The 16894-nt window shown below is 55.8% G+C and carries 17 protein-coding genes; 7 read left to right on the forward strand and 10 right to left on the reverse strand.

Annotated features, from left to right (window positions below):
• Window positions 1-102 precede the first annotated feature (102 nt).
• Complete coding sequence (agp, locus tag PAG01S_RS00520) at window positions 103-1806, forward strand: bifunctional glucose-1-phosphatase/inositol phosphatase (RefSeq protein WP_170933487.1); 1704 nt, start codon at window positions 103-105, stop codon at window positions 1804-1806.
• A 65-nt stretch (window positions 1807-1871) separates the two neighbouring features.
• On the opposite strand, the gene PAG01S_RS00525 is transcribed toward agp, so the two are convergent.
• From PAG01S_RS00525 to wrbA, 3 genes are read right to left on the reverse strand one after another with little or no spacing between them, the layout of a single operon-like run.
• Window positions 1872-3245 (reverse strand): NAD-dependent succinate-semialdehyde dehydrogenase, encoded by a 1374-nt coding sequence (locus tag PAG01S_RS00525; RefSeq protein WP_033771306.1) that lies wholly within the window; start codon window positions 3243-3245, stop codon window positions 1872-1874.
• Between the two features lie 53 nt (window positions 3246-3298).
• Window positions 3299-3529, reverse strand: a complete 231-nt coding sequence (locus PAG01S_RS00530) for a YccJ family protein (RefSeq protein WP_010669794.1) — start codon at window positions 3527-3529, stop codon at window positions 3299-3301.
• A 20-nt stretch (window positions 3530-3549) separates the two neighbouring features.
• The gene (wrbA, locus tag PAG01S_RS00535; RefSeq protein WP_022625914.1) at window positions 3550-4149 is read right to left on the reverse strand and encodes an NAD(P)H:quinone oxidoreductase; all 600 of its coding nucleotides are present in this window, start codon (window positions 4147-4149) and stop codon (window positions 3550-3552) included.
• A 300-nt stretch (window positions 4150-4449) separates the two neighbouring features.
• Here wrbA and PAG01S_RS00540 point away from each other — a divergent pair, with 300 nt between their 5' ends.
• Window positions 4450-4623: a con-10 family general stress protein gene (locus PAG01S_RS00540; RefSeq protein ID WP_010246636.1), complete on the forward strand. Its 174-nt coding sequence runs from the start codon at window positions 4450-4452 to the stop codon at window positions 4621-4623.
• 96 nt (window positions 4624-4719) lie between these two features.
• Window positions 4720-5634: a DMT family transporter gene (locus PAG01S_RS00545; protein WP_010669796.1), complete on the forward strand. Its 915-nt coding sequence runs from the start codon at window positions 4720-4722 to the stop codon at window positions 5632-5634.
• 4 nt (window positions 5635-5638) lie between these two features.
• Here PAG01S_RS00545 and rutG read toward each other — a convergent pair whose 3' ends face one another.
• From rutG to rutA, 6 genes are read right to left on the reverse strand one after another with little or no spacing between them, the layout of a single operon-like run.
• Window positions 5639-6967: a pyrimidine utilization transport protein G gene (rutG, locus tag PAG01S_RS00550; RefSeq protein ID WP_010669797.1), complete on the reverse strand. Its 1329-nt coding sequence runs from the start codon at window positions 6965-6967 to the stop codon at window positions 5639-5641.
• A gap of 46 nt (window positions 6968-7013) precedes the next feature.
• Window positions 7014-7529 (reverse strand): NADH-dependent FMN reductase RutF, encoded by a 516-nt coding sequence (gene rutF / locus PAG01S_RS00555; RefSeq protein ID WP_029518970.1) that lies wholly within the window; start codon window positions 7527-7529, stop codon window positions 7014-7016.
• Between the two features lie 19 nt (window positions 7530-7548).
• Window positions 7549-8358 (reverse strand): pyrimidine utilization protein D, encoded by an 810-nt coding sequence (rutD, locus tag PAG01S_RS00560; protein ID WP_062757353.1) that lies wholly within the window; start codon window positions 8356-8358, stop codon window positions 7549-7551.
• Complete coding sequence (rutC, locus tag PAG01S_RS00565) at window positions 8358-8753, reverse strand: pyrimidine utilization protein C (RefSeq protein WP_033766884.1); 396 nt, start codon at window positions 8751-8753, stop codon at window positions 8358-8360. The genes rutD and rutC overlap by 1 nt, the downstream gene beginning before the upstream one ends.
• A gap of 20 nt (window positions 8754-8773) precedes the next feature.
• A complete protein-coding gene (gene rutB / locus PAG01S_RS00570; protein ID WP_010246624.1) occupies window positions 8774-9487 on the reverse strand; it encodes a pyrimidine utilization protein B in 714 nt (237 codons plus the stop codon).
• Entirely contained in the window at window positions 9487-10578 is a 1092-nt protein-coding gene (rutA, locus tag PAG01S_RS00575) for a pyrimidine utilization protein A (protein WP_045140569.1), read from the reverse strand. The genes rutB and rutA overlap by 1 nt, the downstream gene beginning before the upstream one ends.
• 306 nt (window positions 10579-10884) lie before the next feature.
• Here rutA and rutR point away from each other — a divergent pair, with 306 nt between their 5' ends.
• Together rutR and PAG01S_RS00585 are read left to right on the forward strand one after the other, a co-directional pair.
• Window positions 10885-11520 carry an HTH-type transcriptional regulator RutR gene (rutR, locus tag PAG01S_RS00580; RefSeq protein WP_003849991.1) on the forward strand — a complete coding sequence of 212 codons (636 nt, stop codon included), beginning with the start codon at window positions 10885-10887 and terminating at the stop codon, window positions 11518-11520.
• A 38-nt stretch (window positions 11521-11558) separates the two neighbouring features.
• Entirely contained in the window at window positions 11559-12533 is a 975-nt protein-coding gene (locus PAG01S_RS00585) for a metal-dependent hydrolase (RefSeq protein ID WP_010246619.1), read from the forward strand.
• Between the two features lie 47 nt (window positions 12534-12580).
• Here PAG01S_RS00585 and cycA read toward each other — a convergent pair whose 3' ends face one another.
• Window positions 12581-13975, reverse strand: a complete 1395-nt coding sequence (cycA, locus tag PAG01S_RS00590) for a D-serine/D-alanine/glycine transporter (protein ID WP_022625909.1) — start codon at window positions 13973-13975, stop codon at window positions 12581-12583.
• 286 nt (window positions 13976-14261) lie between these two features.
• Between cycA and PAG01S_RS00595 the strand changes: the two genes are divergently transcribed.
• Both PAG01S_RS00595 and PAG01S_RS00600 read left to right on the forward strand, forming a co-directional pair.
• The gene (locus PAG01S_RS00595) at window positions 14262-14957 is read left to right on the forward strand and encodes an extensin-like domain-containing protein (protein WP_010669801.1); all 696 of its coding nucleotides are present in this window, start codon (window positions 14262-14264) and stop codon (window positions 14955-14957) included.
• Between the two features lie 1171 nt (window positions 14958-16128).
• Window positions 16129-16851 carry an autoinducer binding domain-containing protein gene (locus PAG01S_RS00600; RefSeq protein ID WP_022625907.1) on the forward strand — a complete coding sequence of 241 codons (723 nt, stop codon included), beginning with the start codon at window positions 16129-16131 and terminating at the stop codon, window positions 16849-16851.
• The last annotated feature ends 43 nt before the right edge of the window (window positions 16852-16894 follow it).

The following is a 16894-nucleotide window of genomic DNA, read 5'->3' on the forward strand; positions in this document are numbered from 1 at the left end:
TTCTGAGGCGAGCTGAGTTACACTGTTGATTACATCGCTCTGAGGCGAGCTAATGGGTTGATAGCCAGAGTGTTTCTTTACTGAATGAATGGAATAGGCACAATGATCAAGAAACTGAGTCTTTGCGCATTGTCAGTGCTCGCTGCATTGCCGGTCGGAACGGTAGCATTTGCTGCTGAGAGTGATATGCAGCTGCAACAGGTGCTGATGTTAAGTCGTCACAATCTGCGTGCACCGCTGGCTGATAATGGCAGCGTGCTGGCGCAGTCGACCAAAAAGAGCTGGCCGCAGTGGGATGTTCCCGGCGGACAGCTGACCACCAAAGGTGGTGTGCTGGAAGTCTACATGGGTAACTACACCCGTCAGTGGCTGGCACAGCAGGGCCTGGTGAAGAACGGCAGCTGTCCTGACAGCAATAACGTCTTTGTTTACGCCAACAGCCTGCAGCGCACTGTGGCCACCGCCCAGTTCTTTGTTAATGGCGCCTTCCCGGGCTGTGACGTCGCGGTCTCTCATCAGGATGAAATGGGTTCCATGGATCCTATCTTCAATCCGGTTATCACAGATGGCAGTGAAGCATTCAATAAGAAAGCGCTGGCTGAGATGGCCGCTGCGAATGAAAAACTGTCGCTTAAGCCTGCCTTCCAGCGCCTGGAAAAGATTGTCGACTACAAAGCATCGCCTGCCTGCAACAATAAAAAGCAGTGCGATCTCAGCAGTGGTCAGAACACCTTCAGCGCTGAAAATGGTAAAGAACCGAATGTCAGTGGCCCGCTGAAAACGGGGAATTCCCTGATGGATGCGTTCACGCTGCAATATTACGAAGGTTTCCCGCTGGATCAGGTTGCATGGGGCCAGATCAAAACGCCTGAGCAGTGGAAAGAGCTGTCAGCGATTAAAAATGGTTACCAGGATGCGCTGTTTACCAGCCCGGACATTTCCCGTGAAGTGGCGGCACCGCTGGTGGACTACATCCGCAGTCAGTTAGTGGACCAGGACAAAGCCAACGCGCCAAAAATTACGCTGATGGTAGGCCATGACTCAAACATCGCCTCGCTGCTGAGCGCGTTGCAGGTCAAGCCTTATGAACTGCCTGATACCTTCGAAAAAACGCCGATTGGCGGTCAGGTTGTTTTCGAACGCTGGCATGATGCCAAAAATGATAAAGACCTGCTCAAAGTTGAGTATGTCTATCAGAGCGCCGATCAGTTGCGCAACGCAGACGTGCTGAGCCTGAAGAACCCACCGAAGCGCGTTACGCTGCAGCTGGCGGGTTGTGAGACCGATGCAAACGGCTATTGCAGCTGGGATCAGTTCTCTCAGGTGCTGAATGCTGCGTTGCAGGGCACGCCAATGCAGCCAGTGGCGGCACCACAACCGGCAGCCCAGTCTGACGACGACAATGCGAAAGCCGCAGCGACCAATGACGCTGCTGCTGATAAGGCTGAAGCGGATAAAGCGACCGCGGCGAAAGAGAAGGCTGACGCCGATAAAGCTGCCGCTGAGAAGTCTGAAGCGGATAAAGCCGCCGCTGAAAAAGCAAAAGCGGACAAGGCAGCAGCCGATAAAGCAGCAGCCGAGAAGGCAAAAGCGGACAAGGCAGCAGCCGATAAAGACGCCGCTGAGAAGGCAAAAGCGGACAAGGCAGCAGCGGATAAAGCCGCCGCTGAGAAAGCGAAAGCGGACAACGCGGCAGCGAAATCAGCCAGTGCCGATAAAGGTGCGGCTGACCAGGCTAACGCCTCGAACACGCCTGCAACAGCGCACAACGACGAATCAAAGTCAGCGGCTGTGGCAACACAGTAATCGTGCTTTCCGGCTGATAATAAAAAACCCCGTCGAGACGGGGTTTTTTTATGGCTGCAAGGCGATTAACCCGCCACGACCACCAGTTTCTGGTTAGCAAACTCTTTGATGCCCAGATCAGACAGCTCACGGCCATAACCTGAACGTTTCACGCCACCAAAGGGCAGCTCCGCTGAGGTGTCGCTCTGGGAGTTGATAAACACCATGCCGGTTTCAATGGCGGAGGCCAGTTTACGACCGCGTGCAATATCGCGTGTCCAGACCGAGCCGCCCAGACCATAGTGAGAGTCGTTCGCCAGCGCCACAGCCGCCTGATCGTCCCCTATGACATAAACCTGCGCGACCGGACCGAAGAACTCCTGATAATAGGCGGGATTATCCGGAGTAATGCCAGTGAGAATGGTTGGCTGATAATAGCAACCTGCACCTTCAACGGCTTTGCCGCCCGTGACCAGTTTTGCGCCATTGGCGACGGCTTCGTCTACCTGTTTCACCAGACGGTCACGCGCGTCAGCGGAGGAGAGCGGGCCAAGCGTGGTCTTCTCATCCAGCGGATCGCCCAGCGTAGCGGAACTCAGTGCAGCGCTGAACTGGCTGATAAAGCGATCGGCAATCTTCTCATGCAGAATAAAACGTTTTGCGGCGGTACAGACCTGTCCGCAGTTGCTGAGGCGAGCCTGCACGCCCTGACGTACCGCTTCATCAAGATCGGCATCATCCAGCACCACAAACACGTCATTGCCACCCAGCTCCAGCGTCGATTTCTTAAGATGCTTACCGGCCTGCTCAGCCACGGCGCTGCCCGCGCGCTCGGATCCGGTCAGGGCGACACCCTGTACGCGGTCGTCAGCAATCAGATCGGCGACCTGATCGGTGGAGATGAACAGGTTAGTCCAGGCCCCTTCAGGCGCACCCGCTTCACGAACCAGCTTTTCAAAGACATCGGCACAGTGCGGCACGATATTGGCATGTTTTGCCAGCACCGGGTTACCCAGCGCCAGATTAGGTGCCAGCACGCGCATCAGCTGATAGTAAGGGAAATTCCACGGCTCGACGGCGACTAAAACGCCAATCGGGTGATACTCAACCCAGGCTTCGCCCAGATCGCTGGGATAGGACTGCGGCTGCAGAATACGTTCCGCATTCTCTGCGTAGTAGCGGGCAATCTGCGAGCAGATTTTCACTTCTCCGCGGCTCTGACCAATCAGTTTACCCATCTCTTTACTGGCGATGGTGGCCAGTTCTTCCGCGCGGCTATCAATCAGGTCAGCCAGTTTTTTCAGTACCTGCAGACGCGGCTGAATATCACCTTTGCTCCATGAAGAATGGAAAAGGCGATCGGCCACTTCGAGGGCATGGCTGACGGCGGCTTCATCATGTGACGGCCAGCTTTTCAGCAACTGGTTGTTTGCGGGATTAATGCTTTGATAGGAAGACATAGCGTACTCCTTGGTGAGCTAAAAATTGAGGGCGGGAAAGTCCCGCCCCTGAATCAGACGTTCTTACGTTCTACGGGCTTGTCATCCCAGGTCAGGAGATCTTTATCGGTTTTTTCAAAGGCGCGAATCAGCACGTCATCACTGCCTTGCTGACGCCAGATCTCTTCTGCCAGTTTTTCATCGTAGTTAGCCACTTCGAAAATGGCCTCGGCAATTTCAGGGGAGGTATGACGCAGACTTGCCCATTCGCCAACGTGATGTGCTTTCGATTGTTCAGTAGACATACTTTTCTCCTTTGATTAAATCAGTCCTGCAGTTTGACGGTCAGTCCGGCAACATGTTCGCCCTGAAAACGGGCGATATTCAGTTCCGCTTCGGTAGGCTGACGCGAACCATCGCCGCCCGCCAGGGTGGTGGCTCCATAAGGCGTTCCACCGCGAACCTGTGAAATATCGAACAACTCTTTGGTTCCGTAGCCGATTGGCACAATCACCATGCCGTGATGTGCCAGGGTGGTCCAGACAGACGTGATGGTCTGTTCCTGACCGCCGCCGGTGCCGGTTGAGGTAAAGACGCTGGCAACCTTGCCAAACAGCGCGCCTGACGCCCAGAGTCCGCCGGTGCGATCCCAGAATGTCCGCATCTGTCCGGCCATGTTGCCGAAGCGGGTCGGGGTACCGACGATAATCGCGTCATAGTGCGGCAGCACCTCAGGCGTGGCTTCTGCTGCCTGCTGATCGGTTTTGCCACCCACCTGTGCAAAGCGATCGGCCTCCATCGTTTCTGGTACCCGCAGGATATCCACTTCCGCGCCGGGAACCCGACGAGCGCCTTCTGCAACCGCGTTCGCCATTGTTTCAATATGTCCGTACATCGAGTAGTAGAGCACCAGAATTTTAGCCATTGATCTCTCCAGATGGTTTTGACGTCCAGAAAAAGTATAGAAGAGCTTTCGTTTTACGCAGGCGATGCCGAAGCCGGAACGGAGGAGTCGGGCAATAAATCAGCAGCTAATCGGTTGTAAGTCGGCAGAGTGTTCGTTGTTTAGCCAAATTTCTGGTGATTACTCTGTTGCTAAATGTGACTGGCGGACGAGTGAAAGGATAATCTGGCTATTATTTAAACATGGGCTGAGCTCGCGTTTCGGGCCGTCAGCCCTCTGTTTTTAATTCTTAATTATCGCACTACGCGACAGGAGCAAATCATGACAACACATCGTGGGGGTTCTGGAAATTTTGCTGAAAACCGTGAACGTGCCGCAGAAGCGGGACGTAAAGGGGGAAAAAACAGCGGCGGTAATTTTAAAAACGATCCGCAGCGCGCCGCGCGCGCCGGGGAGAAAGGGGGACGCAGCAGCCCTAAAAAACCGGACGCATAACCCCACACTGCCGCCGGTTGAGACCGGCGGTTAACGTCGTTGCTTTTCCCCCTCGCTCTCCCCACAATATTGTCCGGACACATCATCAGGTGAATTATGTCGGACACACTCCGCGGTTTAACCCTGCGCCTGACGCGGCAGGAGCTGGTATTACTTTTCATCACCATGATCTGGGGCGGCACCTTTCTGGTGGTGCATCGTGCGATGCAGCACTCCGGCCCGTTTTTCTTTGTCGGCCTGCGTTTTGCCACCGCCGCGCTGCTGCTGGCGCTCTTTTTCCGCCGCTATCTGGCAGGCATGACCTGGCTGGAGGTGAAAGCGGGTGCGCTGATTGGCCTGTCGATCGCCGGGGGCTATGGTCTTCAGACGTGGGGAATGCAGACCATCTCCAGCAGTCAGTCCGCCTTTCTCACCGCGCTCTATGTCCCTGTCGTGCCGTTGCTGCAATGGCTGTTTCTGCGCCGTCCGCCGGGATTGATGTCGTGGCTGGGGATTGTACTGGCGTTTACCGGCCTGCTGCTGGTGGCCGGGCCGCAGGATGGTCGCATCACTCTGAATGCAGGTGAAATAGCGACGCTGATCAGTACCCTGGCGATCGCCGCCGAGATCATCTTAATCAGCCGCTATGCCGGTAAGGTCGATGTGCGCCGTGTGACCCTGATCCAGCTGGCGGTGGCGTCGCTGTGCGCCTTTGGTCTGATGATCCCCAATGGGGAAACGGTGCCTGCCATCTCAACGCCGCTGCTGCTCAGCGCGCTGGGGCTGGGTGCGGCCAGCGCCCTGATTCAGGTCACCATGAACTGGGCGCAACGCAGCGTTTCGCCAACCCGCGCCACGGTGATTTATGCCGGGGAACCGGTCTGGGCCGGCGTCGTGGGGCGTATTGCGGGTGAGCGCCTGCCTGCGCTGGCGTTGCTGGGCGGCGCGCTGATCGTCTGCGGGGTGATCGTCAGTGAGCTGCGGCTGAAACGAAAAAAAGCGGTGCAGCCTGCTGCCACACCGCTGGAGTAGGTCGTTAACCCTGCTGTCGCGCCAGGGGCTTGTCCTGCTTTGCCGCACTGCGTCGGCGCAGAATCGCATTGAGGATAATCGCGCCAAAGGTGGCGGTACCGATACCCCCCAGCGTGAAAGAACCGATTTTCAGCGCGAAATCACCGGCACCGAGCACCAGTGTGGTCGCCACCATGATCAGGTTACTGTTCTGGCCTAAATCAACATGGTTCTGTACCCAGATGCGGGCACCCGCTACCGCAATCAGCCCGAACACCACAATGGATGCGCCGCCAATCACCGGTGCCGGAATAGTGTGGATCAGCGCACCAAACTTCGGCGAGAAACCGGCGAGGATGGCGATGACCGCCGCGGCGACAAATGCCAGCGTAGAGTAGACTTTGGTCACCGCCATCACCCCGATATTTTCGGCATAGGTGGTGACGCCACTGCCGCCGATCGAGCCGGAGAGCATGGTGGCCAGGCCATCGCCAACAAAAGCGCGTCCCATGTAAGGATCGAGATTGCGTCCGGTCATGCCCGCCACCGCTTTCAGATGCCCGAGGTTTTCAGCCACCAGAATGATCGCCACCGGGGCGATAAGCACCATCGCCTGCAGATCAAAGGTGGGAGCGGTGGTGTGCGGCAGACCAAACCAGGCGGCCTGTGACAGCAGGGTAAAATCGACCGGCTTACCCAGCCCCAGACCGTTGGTCAGCAGTGCATAGATCGCCCAGGCCAGAATCAGGCCGACCAGAATCAGCAGTCGCTGAATCATCCCGTGGGTAAATACCGCTACCAGACCAATGCAGAGCACGGTCATCACCGCAACCCAGCTGTCGAATGACGAGGCGGAGACGCTGTGAACCGCAATCGGGGCCAGATTCAGCCCGATAGCCATCACCACCGCACCGGTCACGACCGGCGGCATCAGATTTTCAATCCAGCGCGTGCCGGACTTCATCACCACCAGACCAATCAGCGTGTAGAGCAGGCCGCAGGCGATCACGCCGCCCAGCGCCACGCTGAGATTGGGATTCAGCCCCTGACCGCTGAAGCCGGTTACCGCAATGACCACGCCGACAAAGGCAGCGCTCGACCCGAGATAGCTGGGCACCCGACCGCCGGTGATAAAGAAGAACAGCAGCGTGCCTATACCCGAGACCAGAATGGCCAGATTGGGATCCAGCCCCATCAGCAGGGGCATCAGCACCGTTGCGCCAAACATCGCTACCGCATGCTGTAAACCCAGCACCAGCGTCTGCCCCAGAGGCAGGGTCTCATCCGGGGCGATAATACCGTTTTCTGTTAATGCCGACTTCTTTTGCCATTGCGGAAACCAGGATCGTGCCATCGTCTACTCCAGAGCGTTATGAATGCCGGTGGGATTCAGGGAAGCGTTAACAGGCATCCTGCCGCAACAGGGGATGGTATCCCCGGTCAAACCACGCCAGACCGTGGGTGTCATCATTGCGCACTAACCCCACGACTTCGCAGAACAGCGTGTCATGCGTACCGACGCTGACAATCTGAGTAATGCGGCAGTCAAAGGACGCGACGGCGCCGCTCAGCACCGGCGAGCCGGTCACGGCCGTTGACCACTCAGCGGCAATAAAACGATCAGCCATTGGCGTTTTGCCGCCGAACAGATTGGAGAGCGTTTCATGGCCCGCCGCCAGCGTATTGACGCAGAGCTGCATGTTTTCGCGGAACACCGGGTAAACCGAGGCAGAGCGGTTAAGGCAGACCAGCAGCGTCGGCGGCGAATCCGTGACGCTGCACACCGCCGAGGCCGTAAAGCCTGCGCGTCCGGCCGGGCCTTCAGTGGTGATGATGTTGACCGCAGCACCCAGCCGCGACATCGCATTACGAAACTCAGTTTTCTCAACGGCAGGGGTAAGGGTATCCAGGCTCATCGTGTTCTCCGCGAAAAGGTTATCCGACGACGCGCTGCAGCGGCTGCACGTCATCAGTCTGATCCAGCCACTGCAGCAGCAGGGCATTAAAGTTTTCGGGGGCGGTGACGCTCATGGCGTGGCCGCCCCAGGCCATCATCTGTTCAGTCGCATTGGGCAGCGCCGCGGCCAGCTCAGTTGAGCAGCTCCACGGCACCAGCAGATCGTCCTGGCTGGCAATCACAAGCACCGGTTGTGGAATGGCAGCAGCCCGCGCGCTGAAGTCGGCGCTCATCAGGGCATGCAGCCGCCGCATCAGATTTTCCATTCCCTGAAAATGTGCGACGTGTTGGCTATCTTCCTGATCCAGCCGTGTCTGATGCTGTGCCATCCACTCCGCAGGATAGAGAAACAGCGGCTGAGCGCGGACAAATGCCTCGACGCCGACGTTGAGCAGCAGGTCCTGGCGTACCTGAAAGCAGCGACGGGTATGGGGATGCAGCACCAGCCAGCCATTGATCACCGCGATCCGTTCGATCCGATCCGGATAATCCAGCGCCAGCTGCATCCCCATCAGACCGCCCAGCGCGTGACCGATCAGGCTGAAGCGCAGGATGCCGTGCTGCGCCAGCGCGGCGGCCAGTTCTGACGCCATCATCGCCATGCTGTAGCCTTCCGGCAGGCTGTCAGCGCTGCGACCGGTGCCGCGCTGGTCATAGGTCACCACCCGATAGCGTGCCGTTAGCGCGGCCAGCTGCGGCTGCCAGAAACCCGCCACGCCGCCCAGACCGGATGAGAGCACCAGTGTCGGTGCATCGGGATTTTGCAGACCCAGAATATCCAGTTGCATCAGACCTCCGCTTTGCCGATGTGCGCCACGCTGGCGATCTCAATCAGCGCATCAGGCTTGACCAGACCGCACTGAATACAGAAGCGCGCCGGTTTTTCGCCGGGAAAGAACTCGGCATAAACCTGATTCACCGCGGCGTAGTTCGACCAGTCGGTGATAAAAATCGAATTAAACGTCACATCGGTCATGCTGCCACCGGCGGTCTCAATCACCTTTTTAATGGTTTCCAGCACGTGGCGGGTCTGCGCTGCGGCATCACCCACATGCACCACGTTGTTGTCAGCATCAAACGGCAGCGTACCCGAGACATAGACCACACCATCCGCCAGCGTGCCGGGAACGAACGGGGCGATGGGGGTGGTGGTGCCTGGCGGAACAATAATACTTTTCGGCATAGCGTCGTCCTTATCGTGGATTAGCGGGCATTCAGGCTTTCGCAGAAGGTATCGACATCCGATACCCAGCCAAAAAAGGTTTCGATATTGAACAGGGCAGCCTGCTGAGCAAAGGGCGGGCCGGCCTGATAAGTGGCGTCTTCCAGCACCACGCCGAAGTACTCCAGAAAGAAGCCGTCGCGCAGCGTCGATTCAACGCAGACGTTGGTGGCGATGCCGGTAAACATCAGATGACGGATCCCGCGGCTGCGCAGCATGCTGTCGAGCGGGGTGTTATAGAAGCCGCTGTAACGCGATTTCGGCAGCACGATGTCACCGGGCTGTGGCACCAGTTCATCGACCAGCGCGTAATCCCAGCCGCCTTTCGACAGCAGCGACCCCTGCAGTTCAGGCCGTTTACGCATGGTTTTCAGGGCATTCGATTTGTGGAAATTGGGGGAACCGGCGTCGCCCGCTTCTACATAGTCACTGTCCCAGCCGTTCTGGAACCAGATGATCTGAACGCCTGCCGCACGGGCTGCAGTCACCGCCTGATGGATTTTCGCAATCACCGGCTTGGTGGCGGAAACATCGAAGCCCGCCAGATCGAGATAGCCGCCTTCAGTGGCGTAGGCGTTCTGCATATCCACGACAATCAGCGCGGTCTGGCCAGGCGGAAAGGCGATCGGCTCTGGCCGCGCCGGCAGTTCAACCTGGGGAACATCCGGCGTGTGAGCACAATAAACGGTAGCCATCATGCCACCTCCTGCTGTGCGTCGAGCAGGGCGCTGCGACAGGCCATCAGCGGCTGAATGTGCTGCCCGAAGTTCTCGATACCCTGCAGGAAGTCATCAAACGTCAGCAGCACGCCGTGGGTGCCTTCGACCTGCGCAACCTCATCCAGCATCCGCGCCACGCTGGCATACGACCCCACCAGGGTGCCCATATTGATATTGACTGCCGAGGTCGGATCCGCCATCTGGCGCACATTGGTGTCGCTGCCCGATTTGGTGTCCTGCTGACTCTGAGTGGTGAGCCAGGAGAGCGCCTCTTCATCCGCACCGGCTTTGTAGTGTTCCCACTTCGCCCGCGCTTCTTCGTCCGTTTCAGCAGCGATGATCATAAACAGCACATAGGAGCCGACATCGCGGCCCGCTTTTTCAGCGGCCTGCTTCATGCGAATCGAGGTAGAGCTGAACGCGGCAGGCGTGTTAACACCTTTACCAAAGCAGAAGTTGTAATCGGCGTGCTGAGCAGAGAAGGCCATACCGGCATCGCTCTGTCCGGCGCAGATCACCTTCATCGGGCGCTGCGGCTGCGGACTCACGCGGCAGTCGTTCATGGTGAAGAACTCACCTTTAAAGTCCGATTTTCCGGTGCCCCACAGATCGCGCAGCACGGTAACGTATTCGGTCAGATAAGCGTAGCGGCTGCTGAAGTACTCATCGCCAGGCCACATACCCATCTGTTCATATTCCGGTTTCTGCCAGCCGGTCACCAGGTTGACGCCAAAGCGACCGCCTGAAATGGAATCGATGGTGGACGCCATGCGCGCCACAATCGCTGGAGGCAGCGTCAGGGTGGCGGCGGTGGCGTAGATCTCAATGCGCGATGTCACGGCGGCCAGGCCTGCCATCAGGGTGAACGATTCGAGATTATGATCCCAGAACTCGGTTTTTCCGCCGAAGCCGCGCAGTTTGATCATCGAGAGCGCAAACTCGAAATGGTAATGCTCTGCTTTCAGCACGATCGCTTTGTTCAGTTCAAAGGTCGGCATGTACTGCGGCGCATTGGACGAAATCAGCCAGCCATTGTTACCAATTGGAATAAAGACGCCTATCTTCATGTGAAACCTCGTTGCGATGGGGGAAAGGTGTTTCACGCGCTGCACTGCATCCTGCATCGTCCATGTGGGCCGCGCTCAGTCACAATTCTGCAAACTGTGTGCCACTTTTTTTATTGTTTTATATAACAATGAGTTAAAATTAACCCGAAAGAGGTAAGTGGAGTAACTGGTCCATTTCAGACCGTCTGGTCAAAATTCGCTGCACGTTTTCCATGCAGGCTGAGCAAAAAAGGTGCAGGGCGCGGATTGGGCAGCGATGAATCCCTTTGCTATGATGCGCTGACACCAGAAGGATGAGGTAAACGTGTGAATACCGATGAAAAAAAGCCAACGCGTCGTTCGCGTGCGGTTGCAGCGAAGCGGGCCGCCATACTGGAAGCGGCATTAACCTTCTTCTCACAGTTTGGCATTCACGGCACCAGCCTCGATAAGGTAGCTGAGCTGGCCGATGTCTCTAAAACTAATCTGCTCTACTATTTTCCCTCTAAAGAAGTGCTCTATGTGGCGGTGCTTAAGCAGATTCTGGATGTCTGGCTGGCACCGTTGCGCGCGCTGGCGCACGATCAGGATCCGCTGGTCGCGATTCGGCGCTACATCCGGCTGAAGCTGGAAGTGTCGCGCGATCATCCTCAGGCTTCCCGGCTCTTCTGTCTGGAGATGCTGCAGGGTGCTCCGCTTCTGAAAGGGGAGCTGGCAGGCGATCTTAAGCAGCTGGTAGATGACAAAGCGGCAATTATTGAACGCTGGATTGATGAAGGACGACTGGCGGGCGTACAGCCGCAGCATCTGATCTTTATGCTGTGGGCCACCACGCAGCATTACGCCGATTTTGCCACTCAGGTTGAGGCCGTTACCGGTCAGACGCTCAGCGATCCGGCATTTTTCGATCAGGCTGTTGATAACGTGCAGCGCATGATCATTGAAGGGATTCGCGTACGCTAATTCAGGATACATCCACGGTTCAGGTACGGAGTTAATCAATGGATTCTGTTTCGCAGCTGGTGCTGGGTGCCTCAGTCAGTGTCGCAGTGATGGGACGTCGGGTACCGGTCTGGCAGGCCGCGCTGGTGGGCGGCGTCTGCGGCACCTTACCCGATCTCGATGTCTTTCTTGATCATGGCGATGCGATACGCAACATGACCCTGCATCGCACGGAAACGCATGCGCTGCTCTGGCTCACGCTGCTCTCGCCACTGATTGCATGGCTGGTGGCGGGTCTGTTTCGCCAGCGGGTGAAGTGGGCAGCATGGTGGCCTGCCATCTGGCTGGCGCTGATTACCCATCCGCTGCTCGATTTGATGACGGTGTATGGCACCCAGCTTGGCCTGCCGATCACCGATTATCCTTATGCCATCGGCAGTATCTACATCGTCGATCCACTCTATACCCTGCCGCTGCTGGCAGGCCTGGGCGTCGCGCTCTGGCGGCGCAGTGATAAAGGGCTGCGCGGAAACCGGCTCGGGCTGATGCTGAGTACCCTTTATCTGGTCTGGAGTGTGGTGATTCAGGGCGTCGCAGGCTGGCAGATCAGAGCGTCGCTGGCGGAGCAGGGTATTCCGGACAATAAAGTGCTGGTGACGCCCACGGCCTTTAATACGCTGGTATGGCGCAGCGTGATTATGACGCCGGATCGCTATGGCGAAGTTTACTGGTCGCTGTTGTCGCCCTCACGGCCACTGCAGGTGGCGTGGTATCCGCGTCATCCTGAACTGTTCGACGCTTTTCGGGGCAGCTGGTATGCAGAACGTGTCGCCTGGTTCAGCCACGGCTTCTACGCGCTGCGGGAGCAGGACGGTCAGACGACGATTGCCGACCTGCGCATGGGCGAAGGCGATAAGTATACCTTCACCTTTGGTCTGGGCACGCCTCAGCAGCCCGATCCCCGGCCGCAGCGCTTACCTTATGAACGCCCCTCTTTATCCGCCATTTTCTCTGCGCTGGGCGATCGCCTGTAAAAAAAAAGCCCGGTCATCTGACCGGGCTTTTTTCATGATATTACCGATTAGCGGCTACGACGATTACGCAGCATCCAGCCGACACCCAGCAGGGCAAACCAGAGTGGCGTAACCATCAGCGCCTGGCGCGTATCTTCCTGCAGCGTCAGCAGCACCAGCACAAATGCGAAGAATGCCATGCAGACCCAGCACATGAATTTGCCCAGCGGCATCTTAAATGCCGACTCCGCATGGCGCTGCGGATGCTTTTTACGGTAGGCCAGATAGCTGCACAGAATGATGGTCCAGACGAACATAAACAGAATGGCCGAGACGGTGGTCACCAGCGTGAAGACCTTCATCACATCCGGGATCAGGTAGATCAACGCCACACCAATCAGCAGGCACAGGCAGGAGAAAAACAGGCCGGTAGTCGGCACCGCACGGGCAGAGAGTCGGCCAAAGGCGCGGCTGGCCACACCCTGCTGCGACAGGCCATAGAGCATACGGCTGGTGGAGAAGATGCCGCTGTTGGCTGAGGAGGCGGCAGAAGTCAGCACCACAAAGTTAACGATACTCGCAGCAGCAGGCAGACCAATCAGAACGAACATCTCAACAAACGGACTGCGATCGGCCATCACCTGGGTCCAGGGCGTTACCGCCATAATCACCATCAGCGCCAGCACGTAAAACATAATGACCCGCAACGGAATCGCATTAATCGCGCGCGGTAACACTTTATGCGGATTGTGGGTTTCAGCCGCTGCCGTGCCCACCAGTTCAATGCCGACAAAGGCAAACACCGCAATCTGGAAGCCAGCAAAGAAGCCGCTGAGGCCTTTCGGGAACATGCCGCCGTGATCCCAGATGTTGCTGAGTGACGCTGTGCCGCCGCCCGGTGAGGGGTAGTGAATCGATACCAGCACAATCCCGGTTACGATCAGCGCCACAATGGCGACAATTTTAATGATCGCGAACCAGAACTCCATCTCGCCAAACAGCTTGACGGTGGCAATGTTGAGCGCCAGAAAAACCACCACGCAGAGCAGGGCGCTCATCCAGATCGAGAAGCCCGGAAACCAGAGCTGGAAATAGGCGCTGATTGCCACCACGTCGGCAATGCCGGTTACCACCCAACAGAACCAGTAGGTCCAGCCGGTAAAGTAGCCGGCCCACGGGCCAAGCAGATCAGCGGCAAAATCGCTAAAGGATTTGTACTCAAGGTTGGAGAGCAGCAGCTCCCCCATGGCGCGCATCACAAAGAACAGCATAAAACCGATGATCATATAGACGAAAATGATCGAGGGGCCAGCCAGGCTGATGGTTTTACCGGAACCCATAAACAGGCCGGTACCGATAGCGCCACCAATGGCGATCAGCTGGATGTGACGATTGTGCAGATTGCGCTGGAGTTTATCGGGCGTTTCGTGGGTGCTTGCGGTTTCTTTAGATTGATCAACCATAGAATTGTCTTTCCTGTCGTGATGTTGTGTTCAGCTCTGCTGGCTGTTAGTCAAGGCGTCTGCCTGAGGGCAAGTCGGCATAAGATAGAGGAAGAGAGCCGGAATCGGGTAACGCTTTTTTACCAATTGTGATGCCTGCCATCCCGGAAGCGGCAATAAAGCGCGATTTTGTTCAAACCTTCGTCAGCCTGGGTAATTATTCATCACGTTATGTCAGTCAGGCGGCGTGAAGGGCGATGGGCTTCTACACTTTTTGTTTGCTAATCATCATGCTGCGAGAGGGACTATGCGCACGCTTATCCTGTTTTTGCTATTGCTTGCGCTGGGATGGGTCAGCTTACCCTGGCTTAAGCAGCATCTGCCGCCGCAGTTTAATCCCTTTACGCCACTCTCTGTTACCGATCCGCCGGGCTGGATGACGCAGATTAAGATGAAAAGGCTGGCCAGCGATCCCGACGCATGTCTGGCGGTGATGCGCCGCGCTCAACAGGCGGGCTGGGTCAGCTTCAGCGAGCGTCCGGACGTCACGGGTCACTGTCCGCTCAGTCATCCGCTGCGGGTTCAGAAATTTGGCCCGGTCAGCCTCAGCAGCAGCTTTCTGGCCAGCTGTCCTATGGCCGTCGCCAGCACCATGTATGCTCTGCGCAGTCGTGAACAGACCGCCAGAGAGATGCACAGTCCACTGGTACGAATTACCCATGTCGGCAGTTACGCCTGCCGTAATATTTATCATCGTGCTCAGGGGCGGCTCAGTGAACATGCCACCGCCGATGCCTGGGATGTGACAGGCTTTCAGCTGGCTGATGGCCAGCGGCTTGAGGTCAGTCGTCACTGGCAACAGCCGGAAGAAAAAGCGGCAATGCTTCATACGCTGTGGCGTGGCGGCTGTGAGGTATTCGGCAATGCGCTGGGGCCGGACTATAACGCCGCTCACGCCTCACATTTTCATCTGGGTATGCGAGGTGCAGGCTACTGCCGATAAATCATCAGACAGGATTAATACCGTGTTTGATTAAGAAATGTTCTTATGGTGCCAGTAAAACCCATCCAGTTATCATTGCTGAACCTGATCCCTTACTGAAATAGTCTGACAACAGGTCTGGATGCTCCTAAAAAAACCGATTTCAGGGCCATTTGTAAGAATAAAACGATGCCTGCGGGATAAAACCCTTGTGCAGATTCTCAGCGTCATTTGCTCAGCGCCTGTTGGCGGCATGATGAAATTATTTCATGATTGCGCTGGCAGAAATAAGGGAAAGGTATCGCATAAATAAAAAAGTGCGTGATTAAGAAAAGAACGGATTTTACCTGCAAATTTATTTTCAGATGATTTAGTTGCGTGACTATCGGGAAAGTGATTTAACTGATTAAAATAGAGTCAGTGCTGAGCATTACGCCGTAAATAGTGATCTCCGCCACGTATTGCGGTCAGACAGCAGAGTAAGTAAAGGCGACTTTTACGGACGCGCTGTCCTGGATCAGGTATTTGCAGTCAGATAAGTCGATAAACCACAGCAGGATGTGAATCGACGGGCACAGAGCATGGTCGGGTAGAGGAGACCAGAAAAGGTTTATTAAACAGCACATCGTTACGCTTACAGGGCTGCCACTGAAAACCGGGACAGGTCTGTAACCTGCAAGCGCGTGGCGCGGGCAGCAAGCCGGTTAGCTGCCTCAGCAGACGCCACAGGGGCTGCGGGGACGTCTGACGAAGCCTGTCCTGATGGCTGCAATGACAGAGCCGGTCTTATTTCCTGATAAAAAATATGTCAGAAATTTGCCACTGCCGCTTCGCTTATAATGGAGTAATTAACGCCTTGTTTACTCGTTATTTACCCAACAATCAGCATCGCGATTCAATATTTTCAGCAGACTTTTCAAGTCTGAGAAAAAATTGCACTGGAGGTCAGGGATTGAAATCCCATCAGAAAAATCTTATTCTTCTGGGGTGATTGAAATTGCTGTGATCGGCCTCACCTTGTAAAGGCAGGAACACTTTTTCACTCCGCTCCAACGGTGAAAGGTTAAATGCGCTGTAGATCGGGACAGGTTCGTCCTGCACGATAAATTAGTTTTCTTCTGCAAATTTATTTTATCCGATGAATCTGAATGAATATTACCGGAAGGGCGAGTGAAATTAACGCTGAGGCAATATGAGTACTGAAAATTATTTCGCCTGGCGAGCTGAGGCGAAAGAACAATTTCAGGCATTAACGGTTTCTTCTGAATTGAAGCCGTTATTGCAACAATTTATTGAATCATTAGGCTTCGATTATTTTGCCTTTTTGATTCAGCACCCGGTGCCTTTTACCCGACCGCGTATTCATTTACATAGCACCTATCCCAAACTATGGGTTAAACGCTATGAGAAGCAGAATTATTACGCTGTCGATCCGGTGCTCAGGTTGTGTCAGCGACCGGGCAGAGGCATGGCGTGGACGGAGGAACTGTTCGCTGACGCCGGCAATTTGTGGCGTGAGGCGAGAGAATATGGGCTGCAGAGCGGATTTTCTTGCTCTGCAATGGCACCAAATCGCGTCATTGGTATATTATCTATATCGTCGCAACAGCCCATTTCTGTCCAGCTCTGCCATGCTGAGCTGGAGGTGAAACTACACCTTTTAGCGGAACTAAGTCTGGATACGCTGGAACGCTTTAGCGATGATGCAATGATGGTACTAAAAAAAGAGTTTAGTCAGCGCGAGCTGGAAATTTTGAAATGGACAGCCGAAGGAAAAACGGCGGTCGAAATTTCACTTATTTTATCCATCTCTGAACATACCGTTAACTTTCACCAAAAAAATATGCAAAAGCGTTTCAATGTTTCCAATAAAACGCAGATTGCCTGCTATGCAGCGGCAATCGGACTGATCTGAACATTAAGCAACGGCTACATTTAGCTGTTCCTTTGCACAGGTC

The organism is Pantoea agglomerans NBRC 102470 (assembly GCF_001598475.1).
GTDB lineage: Bacteria > Pseudomonadota > Gammaproteobacteria > Enterobacterales > Enterobacteriaceae > Pantoea > Pantoea agglomerans.